This is a genomic window from Flavobacterium algicola, from assembly GCF_022399565.1.
GTDB classification, from domain to species: Bacteria; Bacteroidota; Bacteroidia; order Flavobacteriales; family Flavobacteriaceae; genus Flavobacterium; species Flavobacterium algicola.
Window position 1 is genome coordinate 1,430,665 of the sequence record NZ_JAJTUT010000001.1, and the last position, 16,789, is coordinate 1,447,453.

Here is a 16,789-nt window from a genome sequence, read left to right on the forward strand (position 1 = left end):
CATATTTTTATTAAATAAAATTGCCCCAGATTACAGTAGGTAAAACAAGTATAATTTGTTTTGAGACTGTAGTCTGCGGCAAAATTGTTATGATAAACAATTAAATGTTATTAGTTAATTGATTGATCGGAAAAAGCTCCATCTACAAAACGCATAATAGCATCTGGATTTTCGTTTTTTAAGGCGTTTGGTAGTAAAAAAGATGGGTAATCTTGAAAACATACAGGACGTACAAATCGTTTTATTGCTTGGGTACCTACAGATGTAGAGTTGGGCGCTGTGGTTGCAGGATAAGGGCCTCCATGTACCATTGCGTGACAAACCTCAACTCCTGTTGGATAGCCATTGATTAAAATTCTACCAACCTTTAATTGTAAAATATCCAAAAGGTCTTTGTAATTCTCTAAGTCATTTAACGTTCCATGAACAGTAGCTGTTAAATGTCCTTCTAATTGTCGAGCAGCTTTTAAAATTTCTTCTTTTGTGTCTGCTTCCACTAAAACTTGTGAAGGACCAAAATTTTCTTCAGATAAGGAAGGTGTCTCAAAATAATTTAAGATTGTACTTTTGAAAACACTAGCGACACCTGCATTTTCAAATTCCGATTTTTTACCTTTTGCTATCTCAGTAACCGATTTTAGTTGTAAAGTTTTTTCGATATTCTTTGCATATGCTTTTCCAATACCTTCGGTTAACATTGTACCTGCTGGCATTTCATTTATATTTTGTGTCAAATGATCACAAAATTCATCTGAACTAGCTGATTTCTGTATAAAAGCCAAACCAGGATTTGTGCAAAACTGCCCCACGCCTTGTGCAATAGAATTTGCCATTCCTGTTGCCAAAGCAGCTGCTTTCTCTTGTAGAATTTCAGGTAATATAAAAACGGGATTAGTGCTTCCCATTTCTGCATACACAGGAATCGGTTCTGGTCGAGCATTTGCTAAATCAAACAAGGCTTTTCCACCTGCAAAAGAACCTGTAAACCCTACCGCTTTTATAGAAGGATGACTGACTAATGCAGCTCCCAATTCATTTGTATTTCCTTGTACCATTGCAAAGGTACCTGCTGGCATACCACAAGTGGCAATGGCTTTTTCAAAAGCCGAAGCAACCATGACTGATGTCCCTGGGTGTGCTGGATGTCCTTTGAATACGACGGTACAACCTGCAGCCAAAGCAGAAGCTGTATCACCTCCAGCTACAGAGAATGCCAAAGGAAAATTACTAGCTCCAAATACTGCCACAGGACCCAACGGAAGTAACATTTGACGAATATCTGATTTTGGTAATGGTATTCTATCTGGTTGTGCAGTGTCGATTTTTGCCTCTACCCAAGAACCTTCTCTCACAAAGTTGGCAAACATTTGTAGTTGACCAACAGTGCGTCCGCGTTCCCCTTGTAACCTTGCCATCGGTAATGCTGTCTCTAGGTGACAACGCTCAAGTAAAGCATCGCCAAGATTCATTATTTCTTTTCCAACTTCTTCTAAAAAGCTGGCAATTTCACTTTTATCCTTTTTTCGATAAATATCAAAATCTTGAGTTGCTTGCTGCACTACGGCATCCAATTGTGAATTAGTTGTATTTTGATATGACCCGTCTAATGGTTTATTGGTTGTAGGATTAAATGCTTGAAAATCGGTGCTTATAATCATAATGATGATGTTTATTTATTTAGAAAACTATATGTAAATACTTGTAAATATTCATTAATAACAAATGTACCCAAAAAAAATCATCTTTAATAGAATTGGTTAACCAATATGCCTTTTTAACCATTTGCTGTGAAGTCAAGAATAGTAATTACGTAAAAATATCGTAAAGAAAAACTGTAATCATCAGTTTAACGAGCATATTCAATTAATAATACATAAATTGTTTTTGTGTTAATAATTTATTGTGAAAGAGATGTTTTATAGTGTAATATTGCGTAAATTAGTCGAACTACTACGTTTTTACACTTAAAATTCACTATTTATTAAACTTTTAATAATATCGTAAATGATAAAATTAACACCAAATTTAAACCCAAAAGGATGGGATGAAATGTTTTCCAAGGATGGAGTAAGGGAGCCTTATCGTCAGGTACTTCAAACATTGGAAAGCTTAAACCTTGAGAAACTTAATCAAAAACAAAAACAGGCATCTGATATATTCATGAATCAAGGGATCACTTTTACAGTTTATAGTGATAATAATGAAGGTATCGAACGAATTTTTCCTTTTGATATAATTCCAAGAATAATTACTCAAAAAGATTGGTTAGAAGTAGAGACGGGTATTGCACAGCGATTAAAAGCGTTGAATTTATTTTTAGAAGATGTCTATAATGAACAAAACATCATTAAAGATGGTATTGTTCCTGCAGCTTTGATTGCTTCTTGTCCCCATTATTTGCAGGAGGTTCATGGTATTAAATTACCTCATAATATTCATGTGCACATTGCGGGTATTGACTTAATTCGCGGTGCTGATGGTGAGTTTTATGTTTTAGAGGATAATTTACGTTGCCCTAGTGGTGTAAGTTATATGCTGGAAAATAGAGAAATTACCAAACGTATCTTCCCAGAAATGTTCAAAAGTAATAATGTAAGTATGGTCGTGAATTATCCTATGATTTTTCACAACATCTTGATTTCACTTTCTCCAAGAGCAATTTCAAATCCCAACGTAGTTTTATTAACGCCCGGGGTCTATAATTCTGCTTATTATGAACACACTTTTTTAGCACGTCAGATGGGGATTCCATTGGTAGAGGGTCGTGATTTGATTGTAAATAATAATAAAGTGTATATGAAAACGACATCAGGCTTGAAACAAGTAGATGTTATTTATCGAAGAATTGATGATGAGTATCTGGATCCGTTAGTCTTTAAGCCAGATAGTACATTGGGTGTTCCTGGTCTAATAAGTGCCTATAAATTGGGTAATGTAGCACTTGTAAATGCTGTGGGTAATGGAGTAGCAGATGATAAAGCAGTTTATGCATACGTTCCTGATATGATTAAATATTACATGAACGAAGAGCCTATCCTCAAAAATGTTCCCACTTATCAAATGGAGAACAAAGACGAGCGTGAACACGTTTTTGCCAATATGGAAAATATGGTCATAAAGGAAACCAATCAAAGTGGTGGTTACGGAATGGTGATGGGAAATAAAGCCACTCAGGAAGAACTAGATGCTGCAAAAGTTGCAATTGTAGCCAATCCTAGAAATTTTATTGCACAGCCTATAATTCAATTAAGTACTGTTCCGTGTTTTATCGATGGGGAATTAAAACTTCGTCACGTTGACTTACGACCTTATGCGTTGTGTGGCCCCAAAGGTGTCGAAATCGTCCCTGGTGGTCTTACTCGTGTAGCATTGACAGAAGGATCGCTTGTAGTGAATTCTTCGCAAGGTGGAGGAAGTAAGGATACATGGATTATGAAATAATATTAATTGAATTTATTACAATTTTAAAATACGAAATATGGAAGTAAATATGCTTAGCCGTGTGGCAGATGGAATCTATTGGCTAAATAGATATATGGAAAGAACCCATGGAATGTTACTAACATTAAATACTCTTTACAATTTATCATTTGATCAAGAAGCAAATGACTTGCAAGGCTATAAACCGTTACTAGATTATTATACAAATCTATCTGAAGAGGAGAAAAATGATGCGCAATACAATACCAAATTTGTAATGAACTATATCATTTGCGATGCAAAAAACCACAACTCCGTTAAGTGCTTGATCACCAAAGCTCGTGAAAACGCGAGAGGTGCTCAGGATAAAATTACAAAGGAATTATGGGAACACATCAACTCAATGTATCATTATATGAATGAACCCGACTTGCCTAAGCGACTAGAAACAGCAGAAGCAAGTGCAATATTATCAAAAATCAATAAAGATTTTTTGTTGTATAATGGAATATTTCATGTTACGATGCCTCGTGGTATTGGTTGGAGCTTTTCAATCATAGGTAAAAATATTGAAAGATGTTTGCAAAGTATCACTTTTACGCAAGCATATTATGAGCCTATTGAATACAATCTTGAAGGAGATGAAAATTTATTATACTGGAGGAAACTATTACTATCTCTTTCTGGGTATGAATTGTACATGAAGAGTTATAGTAATATACCTCATAATCGAAAAGTAGTGCAACAAGTCGTTTTTAATAAAGACTTTGCACACTCTGTTATATACACGCTTGGATTGATTGAGACCAGTTTAAATAATTTGTTTAAAGACAATCACTTGAGTGAAGCAAGAACAATGCGCAATCATTTTGGTAGGTTGAAGAGCGCTGTAGAATTTACAGATTATCATAACTTAACCAATCAACAATTGGAACATATACTTGAGGATACAAAAACTCAACTGTATAATTTTTCGGCTGATTTTTCTAAATTATTCTTTTCTTATACATAAAAAAAATGGGAGTATTTAAAATTGTACACATCACAAAGTATCAATACAACTGGCCTATAAAAGAAAGCATCAATGAAATTAGACTGTATCCGTACAATTTTGCAAATCAAGATGTGCTGCAGTTTCAACTATTAATCACTAACAATCCTGAAGTTGCTGTTTCTACAGACAGCTTTGGGAATCAGGTAGGTAATTTTAGTACTCTTGAAAGTCATTCTGAATTGGTGATCGAAAGTCGAATGTTAGTACGTGTCAATCATTCTCTTAAAATTCCTGAAATTGATCACGATACAATTCAAGATTTGGAAAATGAAAAAACAAAAAGTATCTCCTTATTACGCTATTCCTATCCTGATACAATTACAAAACAAAATGTAATTGAAGAAATTCTCAAAGAAATAGAAATCGAGGGTAAATCGATCGTAACGCTTGCACAAGAATGTAGTTCTTATATTTACAACCGCTTTACATACTCCAAAGGGATTACTACTATATACACAACTATAGACGAAATATTAGAAACAAGAGAAGGAGTCTGCCAAGATTTTGCACATGTGCTGTTGCAGCTTATGCGCACACTAGGTATTCCTGCCCGTTATGTAAGTGGTTATATTTGTCCTAATAAAGCTGGTTTAAGAGGGGAGGGAGCTACTCATGCTTGGGTCGAAATTTATTCTCCTACACAGGGTTGGTTGGGTATTGATCCAACAAATAACATTTGGACTATGGATAATCACGTGAAACTGGCTGTAGGGTTAAATTTCTCTGACTGTTCACCAGTAAAAGGTACCTATAAAGGAGTTGCTGTACAAACACTTTCGGTTTTTGTGTCAATCGGGTACGAGGACGGAAGACATTTTGAAGAGTTCAATGATGTTCAATTGGAAGAAGTTCCAGACGATGTGAAAGCACAATTAGAATATATTGAACAAGTACGTCAGCAGCACATTCAACAACAGTAACTCGCGTATAACAATATAGTTAAAAAGTATATTCGAAAAATCTATACCATTACCTCTGCGCTTTGCGTGAAATTTTCCCAGTCCTCAGGTGTATTTAAGTTGTGTACAATAGAAGCATCTTGAACGGCTATCACGGTATAAAGTTTCGGATTCTTCTTTTTTATTTGAAAATCCAGTTTTGAATTTTCGTGTGTTATGTCTAATTTCAAAAGCGGATTCCAAAACTTTGGTAATACTTGAATTGGATAGCCACCTTCACCTTCGTATTGAGGCTGTACAATTGCATTATCAGTTGAAAGTATTTCTTCCAATTCTGTCGTATTTAATAGGGGCACATCGATTGGCTGAATTAAAACTGTCTTCTTTTTGGGTATCTGTGACAATACAGCTTGTAAAGTAGAGAAAGAGCCGTATTCGGGAGAATTATTTACAACTACCTTTATTTTTAAATCATTGTATTTTACAAAGCGATGCTGTGCCTCTTCAAACCAAGGAACAACACAAAAATAATCTTCATAACAATGTCCCAAACCTATATAAACTGTTCCGATGAAAGTATTGGGAATTCGATTGAGCTGTTCTAAAATCCAAACAGTCTGATTGTAAACTAGTAAACCTTTTGGAAAACCCATTCTTTCAGATTTTCCTCCTGCCAATAGTACAAAAGCGGCTTTATTTTTCATATATCTTCAATAATTCAGAGGCATTGCAGATCATCATTTGATTCGAACTTTGACTTTTATCAAACCTCAACTGCAATCTTGACAAACTCATGTAAATTTCTAGAAAGGTACAGTTTTATCCTTTTTTCTAAATGTCATATTATAGTATTTAAGCCTTTTTTATGACTAATTTATCATTTAAAGATTAATTTTAAGAATTCAAATACACAACTTTTTGTTAATAAAACTAGAATTCTAAAACTGCTGTTGATTTGCTGATAGGTAATTTTTAATAAAGAGTATGAAATGAATACAGTATTTACAAAAACACCATTAGGGATATGCAAAATTGTAGGGAATGCCAATGGTGTAACCTCCATTTCAATTTGTGAGCAGGAGTTAGCTTCAAATGAGATTCCATCCGCTTTGCAAGAAGCAGTGGAGCAGTTGAGGGAATATTTTGATGGAGAAAGAACTACATTTAGTTTAAAGCTCAGTCCATTGGGTACAGATTTTCAAAAGAAAGTATGGCTGGAATTAGCAAATATTCCCTATGGAACGACAGTTTCTTATCTAGAATTAGCCAAAAAAATTGGTGATATAAAAGCAATCCGTGCTGTAGCAAATGCCAATGGTAAAAATCCATTATGGATAGTCATTCCTTGTCACCGAGTGATCGGAACCGACGGATCGCTCACAGGTTATGCGGGTGGCTTGCCTCGAAAAAGATGGCTGCTAGAGCATGAAAACCCTCCGATGCAACAAAGTTTGTTTTGAACTCAATTAAATCTTAATTTTATTGCTAAATTCGTGTTTCATCTTCCTTAATATTATTTTATGAATTGGTTAAAAAAGCTAGTCCTAGGTATTTTTGGATTATTAATTAGTATTGTCATATTACTTTACATTTTTAAGGCAGATTACTTGCTCAAAGCTGTTCGCGTTGTTTATTTTAACGGTCATAAAACAGCATTTCTTGAAGATTATAACTATTTTGATAATGCCGTAATAGAAAAGAGCACAGTTGCTCAGCCTTGGAGTATTTCCCGTAACTGCAATCAAATTAAAGCAACGGCGACTCTTGAGGATCTACATAAAGAGATTGGTACCGTTGCATTTTTAATCATAAAGGAAGATAGTATTTGGCACGAAAGTTATTATGATAACTACACTAAGGATTCTAAGTCAAATTCTTTTTCGATGGCCAAAAGTATAGTAGCAGCTTCCTTAGGTAAGGCCATAATGCAAGGTAAAATAGAAAGTCTGGATCAAAAAGTCTCTAATTTTTTTCCAGTATTTAAAGAGGGTAAATCGAAAAACATGTCTGTGGGTGACCTAGCATCAATGGCCTCGGGTCTAGATTGGAATGAATCGTATTTAAACCCCTTTTCTGTCACTACAAAAGCCTATTTTGATACTAATTTATCTGATCTAATTTTAGGTCTAAAAGGTATTGAAGAACCAGGAAAAAGCTATAAATATTTGAGTGGTAATACGCAACTATTAGCGATGTGTATTGAAAAAGCAACCGGTCAGAAGTTATCCAATTATGTTTCGGAATCGTTTTGGAAACCTCTAGGGGCAGAAAGTGAAGCTTTATGGCAAACTGATGCACCTGACGGTTTGGTAAAAGCTTATTGCTGTATAGCGAGCAATGCAAGAGATTTTGCGCGTTTTGGGAAATTATATCTAAACAATGGAAAATGGAACGGCAAGCAAATTTTGGATAGTGCCTTTGTGCAAAAATCGGTTACACCACGTTTCAAAGAATCACAAAATTATGGTTACGGCTGGTGGTTAAGTACTTTTAACGGAAAAAAAGTGTTTTATATGAAAGGACATCTTGGGCAATATGTAATTGTAATTCCAGAAGATGATCTAATAATCGTCCGGTTAGGACATCGCAATATTCGCAGTAAAGCTGGTTTGGCTGAAACAGATGATTTTACAGTCTATCTTCAAGAAACGTACAAAATGCTCCAACAAGAAAAGTAGTGATTTAAATTTTTAATGATGATCGAAAAAATAAACCTGAATCATATATTATTCCTCGACATAGAGACCGTTCCCGAAAATGAAGATTTCAAGGAATTGGACGAAGAAGTACAGGTATTATACGAGCAAAAAACACAATACCAACGCAAAGATGATTTTAGTGCTGAGGAATATTACGATCGTGCTGGCATTTGGGCAGAGTTTGGAAAAATTGTGTGTATATCTGTAGGGTTTTTTGTAATTAAAGGTGATATTCGAAATTTTAGAGTGACTTCTTTTTTTGGCGAAGAAAAAAAACTGCTACACGATTTTAATAATCTGTTGAACAATCACTTCAATGGTCCACAACACGTGATTTGTGGGCATAATGCCAAAGAATTCGATATTCCTTTTCTAGCGCGACGCATGATCATCAATCAAATTGAAATCCCAAACAAACTAAACTTATTTGGCAAAAAGCCATGGGAGATTCCACATCTAGATACCTTGGAATTATGGAAGTTTGGCGATTACAAACATTACACTTCGCTCAAATTGATGTGTAAAGTACTTGGTATTCCGTCCCCAAAAGGCGATATTGATGGCAGCCAAGTAGGGCATGTTTTTTATGTCGAAAAAGACATCGACCGCATCGTCACCTATTGCGAAAAAGATACCATTGCAGTAGCGCAGATCTTTTTAAGATTAAGAAGAGAAGATTTACTTATTGAAGAGGAGATTATTCATGTCTGATAAAGTCTTTAACCCTGACAGGGTTCCCAAACCCTGTCAGGGTTAAATGTTTAATTATTTATTACATTTACAAAAAATAAAAGAATATGGTATTAAGTAGATTTTGGTTGGTTATTTTTATTTCGTCGATTCTTTTTATTGTAGTGAGTTTGTTTACTGCCCATACTTATACGATTGATTTTGTTTTAAATGGTGAAAAGGGAGATCCAGTATTGATCTCTGAGAAATATTTGGAGCAATTGCCTGTTTACCTTCAGGATAGTATCAATGCTGCTCCAGAGAAAACATTTGTTGTCAATCGCGATCTTGCGAATGCAGACACTACGTACGTGTACACAAGCAAAACTGTGAAGATTTATAGCGGTGTTCAAAAATCTGATGGATTATTGCCAACGTGTAAAAGCACTTTAGTTGATATTATCCTACCTCTTATTGCTTACTTGGCATTTTTCTGTGGGTTAATGGAGCTTTTAATTATATCAGGCGCTTCGGGAAAATTGGCGATTGTATTGAGTCCGGTATTTGTAAAGGTTTTTCCAAGTATTCCTAAAAATCACCCTTCTATTTCATATATGACCCTGAATTTTGCAGCAAATTTTTTAGGACTTGATTCGGCGGCAACTCCTTTTGGTTTAAAGGCGATGGAAAGCTTGCAAGAGCTAAACCCCGAAAAAGACCGCGCCAGCGATGCCCAAATTATGTTCATGTGCTTACATGCGTCGGGACTAACTTTGATTGCTACGTCAATTATTGGGTATCGTGCTGCCGCAGGGGCTGCTAACCCGGCCGATGTGATGTTGCCTTGTATCATTACATCGTTTATTGGTACAATAGCTGCTTTTTTAATTGTAGGTATCAAACAGAAAATCAATTTTAAAAGTGCTTCTTTAGTGGGGGTTTTGATGGCGTTGATTGGAGCTATTATTGGTTTGTTGATGTATGTAAACCAATTGGATTTGATTGGGAAAAATTATTTCACCAACAACCTATCTGGATTAATCTTGGTAGCAATCATTGCTTTTACCTTGATTTTTTCGTTCAAACATGAGAAAAAATTTACCGAAGCCAGTACTACTGTTTTTGAAGCTTTTGTAGTTGGAGCCAACAACGGAGTAAAAACGGGAGTGGTTATCTTTCCATATGTTTTAGGAATGTTAGTAGCCATTTCGTTGTTTCGAAATAGTGGTTTGTTCGAAATTATAAGCAATGGTCTTGGATATGTTTTTTCGAATCTTGGAGTAAATAAAGGAATTGTTGATGCGTTGCCAGTGGCTTTACTGAGACCATTTAGTTCAGCAGGATCTAGAGGGTTTTTATTGGATTCTATGAGTACTTTTGGAGCCGACTCCTTAACGGGGCGACTGAGTAGTATCTTTCAATGTAGTGCCGAGAGTACCTTTTATGTCATTGCGGTTTACTTTGGTTCAGTAAATATTAAAAACACCCGTTATGCCTTAGGAACCATGCTTTTGGTCGATGCGATTTGCGTAGTAACCGCTATATTTGTAGCGAGCTGGTTTTTTTAGTTCGAAATAAAAAAAAATAAATTAAAGCGATAGAAATGAGAAAATATACAAAATACATTACGATAGGTTTGTCGATACTATTCTTATCAAGTTTAATAAGCTGAAGTATTAAAACTACTAGAACGGCATCAGGAAAAACACCTCCGGGTCAAGCTAAAAAGATTTCAGGAAGTTAAAGCGCAAAAAATTATGCGCCTGGTCATAATAAGTAAAAAGAAGGATTTAGAAGGGGATATGTCCATGAGTCTTGGTAACTTGGAAGTAGTTAGTTAGAAATAATGTTGATGCATTTACCATGGCTTTGCATAGACCTTTAAATTCTACAGTTTTCAAATGTATTCTATGAGATTCTAAGGATTCTTGCGGAACGGACTCCTTAACAGAAAGTCATTTGCAGTAACAGCTATTTTTTAAGTAAGCTGAAGTTTTAGACCACACAAATAATAACTTAAATTAATAAATATGAAAAAGTATGCAAAATACATTGCAATTGCATTTGTAATCCTGTTTTTAGTGGCAAGTTTGCTTCAATAGTCGATTTTTTCCCTAATTAGAATTTTAGAAAAGTAAGTTTAAATTCTAATAAATTGACTTTTTTACATTAGTAACAAATTTTAATTAATAAGAATGAAGAAAGTAATTATTTTTTTACTAATTTTTTCTGCTTGTAAAAAAGCGGAAAATAAGGATTTTGCTTTAGTCGAGCAAGAAGTAGGTATAATTAAAAAGGTTGATGCTTATGTAAAGACAGATACTATAGCATTTAATGGAGAAATTGGAAATGAATATGCTTTGGCTCACTTAATAAGTAAAAAATGGGATAAGGACAGTGTTTGTACTGCTTATTTCAAAATTGATTTTATAAAAGAAAAAAATCTAATATTCTCTAAAAATTTAACCGTCTCCGGCTACTATGAAATCTCAGAATGGTTTAGCACTCCACTTTTTGAAATAGAAAATTGTCCATTGGTAAATATCACTTTAGGTTATCAAGCATGTGGCTATTCTCAAAATAATTTTGTTTTTCATATAAGCGATGAGTCACAGCAGTTAGTAAATAGCAATGTCTCATTTGCAGATGCTCCCTACAGTGAGGGTCTTGATTTCTTTCCTATAATTAAAAATAATATTTTGATTTCATTTTATTCAATACACCGATCAATTGGGGCGGAGGATGATAATTCATACAATGAAGATGATGAAAAATTGATTGTAAGTATTTCTGACTCTACGACGTATAATTTCGAAAATAAAAAGTGGAAAGATAAGTTGATTACGCAAAAAGGCAAAATATATCGTACCGAGGAAATGAGTTTTTAATTTATACTTTAGCTAGCTACAATGCGTGATGCTGTTAAAGATTCTTTTTGATGCCAATTAATTAATTAAATGCTTTTCAAGAAAATCATTTAACATATTTTAGAGATTCCTTTACAAAATTCGACCTTAAAACTTAGATGCAATTGGTATCTTTACATTTCAAAACTCAAACAATGGATTTTATATATCAAGACCCGTATCCGCTATTAAAAGACGATACAGAATACCGCAAAATAACTTCAGATTTTGTAAAAGTTGAAAAACTGGGAGACAGAGAAATTTTAACTATTGATCCCAAAGGTTTAGAATTGTTGTCGCAAGAGGCTATGAAAGATGTTTCCTTTATGCTTAGAACAGCGCATCTAGAAAAGTTGAGAGCTATACTTGATGACCCTGAAGCTACAGATAACGACCGTTTTGTAGCCTACAATTTGTTGCAAAACGCAGCGGTCGCTATTCAAGGAGAATTGCCTTCTTGTCAAGACACCGGAACAGCAATTGTGATGGGTAAAAAAGGAGAAAACGTATACACTGGTGTCGATGATGCCGAATGGTTGTCTAAGGGAATTTTTAATACTTACCAAGAACGCAATCTACGGTACTCGCAGATCGTACCGATAAGTATGTTCGAAGAAAAAAATTCGGGTTCCAATCTTCCTGCGCAAATTGATATTTATGCCAAAAAGGGAGCTACTTATGAGTTCTTGTTTTTAGCAAAAGGAGGTGGATCTGCCAATAAAACGTATTTATACCAACAAACAAAATCATTGTTGAACGAAAAATCAATGGATGCATTTGTTCGTGCAAAGATTAAAGATTTAGGAACTTCAGCTTGTCCACCCTATCATTTGGCTTTTGTCATTGGAGGAACTTCAGCTGAGGCGAATCTGTCTGCTGTTAAAAAAGCATCTGCAGGTTATTTTGATCATTTGCCAACCACAGGGAATATGGCTGGTCAAGCCTTCCGTGATTTGGAATGGGAAAAGAGAGTGCAATTAATATGTCAAGAAAGTGCCATTGGAGCACAATTTGGTGGAAAATATTTCACACATGATGTACGCGTAATTCGTTTGCCTCGTCATGCTGCTTCTTGCCCAGTTGGGCTGGGTGTTTCCTGTTCTGCAGATAGAAATATCAAAGGTAAAATTACCAAAGATGGAATTTTTGTAGAACAGTTAGAAGTTAATCCAGCACGATTATTACCAGAAACAGCACCACATTTGGAGCCTGCAATAGATATTGATTTGAATCGTCCTATGGCAGATATTTTGGCGGAATTGACTAAGTACCCTATAAAAACCCGTCTGAAATTGAATGGAACTTTAATCGTGGCTCGCGATGCCGCTCATGCTCGAATTAAAGAGATGCTTGATGCGGGAGAACCGATGCCAGAATATTTCAAAAATCACCCTGTGTATTATGCGGGTCCTGCTAAAACTCCAGACGGAATGGCATCTGGTAGTTTTGGGCCTACAACTGCGGGTCGTATGGATGTGTATGTAGATGAATTTCAAAAACATGGTGGAAGTATGATTATGCTTGCCAAAGGAAACCGTACCAAAGATGTTATAAATGCTTGTAATACCTACGGTGGTTTTTACCTTGGTTCAATTGGTGGTCCTGCTGCAATTTTAGCACAAGACAATATCTTGAAAGTTGAGGTTGTAGATTTTGCAGAATTAGGAATGGAAGCTGTTCGAAAAATTACGATCAAAGATTTTCCAGCATTTATTATTACTGATGATAAAGGAAATGATTTCTTTGAGAATTTGTAATGATAAATGTTATAATAAAATTTAAATATAAGAAGACCGCTAAGTAGCGGTCTTCTCATTTTATAAAAACATCATTACTATTTACATGCTGATGAAAAACAGCAAAAAAAAAGTCACTTTCAAATACTATGAAAGTGACTTTTTTATATTTATTTTCTCATTTAATCTAACTTATCTGTCAGTTCTTTAAATGTTTTCTTGGCATTCTTGTTTTCGTACAAAATTTCATAAACAGCGTCAATAATTGGTGTTTTTGCTCCGTACGTTTCATTGAGCTTATAAGCACTTTTGGTAGCATAATAACCTTCGGATACCATACTCATTTCCATCATGGCGCTTTTTACCGTATATCCTTTACCAATCATATTTCCAAACATTCTGTTTCTGGAAAACACAGAATATCCTGTAACCAATAAATCTCCTAGGTAAGCAGAGTCATTGATATTACGTTTCATTTTATGTACTTTTCGAATAAATTTCTTCATTTCGCGTATTCCGTTACTCATCAAAACTGACTGGAAATTATCTCCATAACCCAAACCATGAGCAATACCGGCAGCGATAGCATATATATTCTTTAACATCGCGGCATATTCCGTTCCGATGATGTCATCAGTTATTTTAGTTTTAATGTAGTTGCTAGAAAGGTTTTTTCCAACCAATTTTGCCTTTGCAGGATCTCCACAAGCAATTGTCAAATAAGACAAACGTTCTAGGGCCACCTCTTCTGCATGGCAAGGACCTGTAATAACTCCAATATTGTAATACGGAATATCATAAGTGTAGTGGAAATGTTCACCAACGATCAAGCTAGTCTCTGGTACAATTCCCTTGATGGCAGAAAATATAACTTTATCCTTTAGAGAAACTGTCAAGTTTTGCAATTCAGCATCCAAAAATGCAGAAGGAATTGCAAATATCAAATAATCTGCATTGGTCGCAGCCTCATTGATGTCATTGGTTAACTTCAACTTAGTTGTATCAAATTCGACAGAACTTAAATAATTTGGATTGTGTTTATATGCTTTTAAATGTTCTATTGCTCCTTCATTACGCATATACCAGGTCACCTCAGAGAGGTTGTTGCATAGCATTTTCGTTATAGCGGTTGCCCAGCTTCCGCCACCAATAACCGCAAATTTTTTAATTTCGCTCATTTTAGAATAATATTTAGTCAAAAGTACTTAAAAATGGGGTAATCATAGAATAAATGGATGTTTTGTAATTTGTTTTTTTAGTTAAAAATTCACAAAATAGAATTAAAATACTCTTTTTATTCTGTTTTCACAATATAACGATTTTAATTTCGTTATAATGCTTTAATATTGAATGATTTAGTAGTTATTCAAAATTGACAGCAGTCAATTATGTTTTGGTAAAACGAGAAAGGCGTTTTGGAAATTTCCAAAACGCCTTTTCTTAACCCGAATACTCGGTATTCTGAATTAGTAACTTTTTTCTACAATCTCTTTTACTTTATCCAAGGTCACATTTTGTCTTTCGCCTAAGCCAAGCCATCCTCTTTCCTCAAATCTTTTTACAATTATTGCAGCTGTATTATCATAATCTTTCACATAATCTGACAACTTAGTATCCATACCCATAGTGTGGAAAAATTGAACTGTATGAGCAATTGCTTCTTGAGCAACTGCATCATCAGTTCCGGTCAAATTAAATATGCGTCTTCCGTATTGTGCTAATTTCTCTTTCTTTGTCTCAAAAAGCGCTTGGTACAAGTTCGGACCTACAATTGCCAATGTTCTTGCATGGTCAATTCCGTACATAGCCGTTAATTCGTGCCCAATCATGTGCGTAGCCCAATCATTTGGAACACCTTTTTGAATTAATCCATTTAATGCCATTGTGCAACTCCACATAAAATTGGATGCCAATGCATAATCTTTTGGATCTGCAACTACTTTTGGACCAACTTCAATTAAGGTTTGCAAAATCCCTTCAGAAATACGGTCTTGCAGATAGCCCTCGTGAGGATATGTTAAGTATTGTTCTAACACGTGAGTGTAAGCGTCTACGACACCATTTTCTAATTGTCTTTTTGGCAGAGATTCAATTACAGTAGGATCACAGATTGAGAATTTTGGAAATAATGCACTTCCGCCAAAGGCTAATTTCTCTTGCGTTTCGGCAATAGTAACCACCGCTCCAGAGTTCATTTCGCTTCCGGTCGCTGGCAATGTAAGTACTGTTCCAAAAGGAATTACTTTTGTAGTATCGGTAATAAGAATTCTTTTTCTTAAAATCTCAGCAGGATCTCCATCGTAATGTACAGCACCAGAAATAAATTTGACACCATCAATTACAGATCCACCACCAACGGCAAGAATGAAATCAATATTTTGTTCTTTGATAACAGCAACTGCCTTCATTAATGTTTCATAATGAGGATTAGGCTCTATACCACCAAATTCAATAATTTCAAATCCTTCTAATGCGTCAGTAACTTGTTTGTGTATTCCGTTTTTAAAAATACTTCCACCACCATAAGCCAATAATATCTTGGCTCCCGCAGGTACAAGTTTTGTTAACTGTTCTATTTGTCCTTTACCAAAAACATAATTGGTAGGATTGTAATATTGAAAATTTAACATCTTATTTTTTTTGATTTAATTGGTGTAATAATTTTTCAGCAACTAATTTTGACGAAGCTGGGTTTTGTCCCGTAATTAATAAGCCATCTTCTACTGCATATGGATTCCAGTCTTCACCTTTTGAGTAAGATGCTCCGTTTTCTTGCAATGCATCTTCAAGTAAAAAAGGAACAACATCTGTTAAACCTACTGCAGCTTCCTCAGTATTTGAGAAACCAGTAACTTTTTTTCCTTTAACCAAAAATTCTCCATTCACTTTTACGTTTTTCAAAACTGCTGGTGAGTGACATACAAAGGCAACCGGTTTGTTGTTTGTATAAAAAGAAGTAATTAATTTACTTGAATCTTCACTAGATGCTAAATCCCATAGTGGCCCGTGACCTCCTGGATAAAATACGGCATCGTAATCTGCTTCTTTTACATCAGCTAGCTTATGAGTTTTACTCAATTTAACTTGTAATGCTGTGTCTTTATCAAAACGTTTAGTATCCTCTGTTGCAAATGAAGCATCTGCACTTTTTGGATCAATTGGAGGTTGACCTCCTAGTGGAGTTGCAATATCAATTAATACTCCTTTGTCTGCTAATTCATAGTATGGAGCTGCAAATTCTTCAACCCAAAATCCTGTTTTTTCTCCTGTGTTCCCTAAATCTGAATGACTTGTTAGAACGAATAATACTTTTTTCATCTTAGTTTTTTTATTTTTTTGCGCAGTTGCTGTAAAACAACCTACCGTTAATACTATTAAAGCAAATAATGCTACTTTTTTCATTTTG

Annotated in this window: 14 protein-coding genes; 9 read left to right on the top strand and 5 right to left on the bottom strand. The window is 34.9% G+C overall.

Annotation, left to right across the window (positions count from 1 at the left end; genetic code table 11):
* Positions 1 to 110 precede the first annotated feature (110 nt).
* A complete protein-coding gene (locus tag LXH21_RS06085) occupies positions 111 to 1,658 on the bottom strand; it encodes an aldehyde dehydrogenase (NADP(+)) (RefSeq protein ID WP_239863368.1) in 1,548 nt (515 codons plus the stop codon).
* Between the two features lie 346 nt (positions 1,659 to 2,004).
* Here LXH21_RS06085 and LXH21_RS06090 point away from each other — a divergent pair, with 346 nt between their 5' ends.
* Genes LXH21_RS06090 through LXH21_RS06100 form a run of 3 tightly spaced genes read left to right on the top strand, consistent with a single transcriptional unit; the run spans position 2,005 to position 5,394 of the window.
* Positions 2,005 to 3,441: a circularly permuted type 2 ATP-grasp protein gene (locus LXH21_RS06090; RefSeq protein WP_239863369.1), complete on the top strand. Its 1,437-nt coding sequence runs from the start codon at positions 2,005 to 2,007 to the stop codon at positions 3,439 to 3,441.
* A 37-nt stretch (positions 3,442 to 3,478) separates the two neighbouring features.
* A complete protein-coding gene (locus LXH21_RS06095; protein ID WP_239863370.1) occupies positions 3,479 to 4,432 on the top strand; it encodes an alpha-E domain-containing protein in 954 nt (317 codons plus the stop codon).
* A 5-nt stretch (positions 4,433 to 4,437) separates the two neighbouring features.
* A complete protein-coding gene (locus LXH21_RS06100; RefSeq protein WP_239863371.1) occupies positions 4,438 to 5,394 on the top strand; it encodes a transglutaminase family protein in 957 nt (318 codons plus the stop codon).
* 41 nt (positions 5,395 to 5,435) lie between these two features.
* On the opposite strand, the gene LXH21_RS06105 is transcribed toward LXH21_RS06100, so the two are convergent.
* Entirely contained in the window at positions 5,436 to 6,077 is a 642-nt protein-coding gene (locus LXH21_RS06105) for a nucleotidyltransferase family protein (protein WP_239863372.1), read from the bottom strand.
* A gap of 285 nt (positions 6,078 to 6,362) precedes the next feature.
* Here LXH21_RS06105 and LXH21_RS06110 point away from each other — a divergent pair, with 285 nt between their 5' ends.
* The 6 genes from LXH21_RS06110 (at position 6,363) to LXH21_RS06135 (ending at position 13,404) form a co-directional block, all read left to right on the top strand.
* Positions 6,363 to 6,833, top strand: coding sequence for a methylated-DNA--[protein]-cysteine S-methyltransferase (locus tag LXH21_RS06110; protein ID WP_239863373.1), 471 nt, complete (start codon positions 6,363 to 6,365; stop codon positions 6,831 to 6,833).
* Positions 6,834 to 6,893: 60 nt separating this feature from the next.
* Entirely contained in the window at positions 6,894 to 8,051 is a 1,158-nt protein-coding gene (locus LXH21_RS06115; protein ID WP_239863374.1) for a serine hydrolase domain-containing protein, read from the top strand.
* Between the two features lie 18 nt (positions 8,052 to 8,069).
* Positions 8,070 to 8,783 carry a 3'-5' exonuclease gene (locus tag LXH21_RS06120; RefSeq protein ID WP_239863750.1) on the top strand — a complete coding sequence of 238 codons (714 nt, stop codon included), beginning with the start codon at positions 8,070 to 8,072 and terminating at the stop codon, positions 8,781 to 8,783.
* 86 nt (positions 8,784 to 8,869) lie between these two features.
* Positions 8,870 to 10,309 (top strand): nucleoside recognition domain-containing protein, encoded by a 1,440-nt coding sequence (locus LXH21_RS06125; protein WP_239863375.1) that lies wholly within the window; start codon positions 8,870 to 8,872, stop codon positions 10,307 to 10,309.
* A 627-nt stretch (positions 10,310 to 10,936) separates the two neighbouring features.
* Positions 10,937 to 11,629, top strand: a complete 693-nt coding sequence (locus LXH21_RS06130; protein ID WP_239863376.1) for a hypothetical protein — start codon at positions 10,937 to 10,939, stop codon at positions 11,627 to 11,629.
* A gap of 173 nt (positions 11,630 to 11,802) precedes the next feature.
* On the top strand, positions 11,803 to 13,404 hold the full coding sequence (locus LXH21_RS06135) for a fumarate hydratase (protein WP_239863377.1): 1,602 nt from the start codon (positions 11,803 to 11,805) through the stop codon (positions 13,402 to 13,404).
* A 161-nt stretch (positions 13,405 to 13,565) separates the two neighbouring features.
* Here the strand turns inward: LXH21_RS06135 and LXH21_RS06140 are convergent, their stop codons facing one another.
* From LXH21_RS06140 to LXH21_RS06150, 3 genes are all read right to left on the bottom strand, one after another.
* On the bottom strand, positions 13,566 to 14,561 hold the full coding sequence (locus LXH21_RS06140; RefSeq protein ID WP_239863378.1) for an NAD(P)H-dependent glycerol-3-phosphate dehydrogenase: 996 nt from the start codon (positions 14,559 to 14,561) through the stop codon (positions 13,566 to 13,568).
* A gap of 288 nt (positions 14,562 to 14,849) precedes the next feature.
* Entirely contained in the window at positions 14,850 to 16,013 is a 1,164-nt protein-coding gene (locus LXH21_RS06145; protein ID WP_239863379.1) for an iron-containing alcohol dehydrogenase, read from the bottom strand.
* A 1-nt stretch (position 16,014) separates the two neighbouring features.
* Positions 16,015 to 16,785 (bottom strand): type 1 glutamine amidotransferase domain-containing protein, encoded by a 771-nt coding sequence (locus LXH21_RS06150; RefSeq protein WP_239863380.1) that lies wholly within the window; start codon positions 16,783 to 16,785, stop codon positions 16,015 to 16,017.
* Between the last annotated feature and the right edge of the window lie 4 nt (positions 16,786 to 16,789).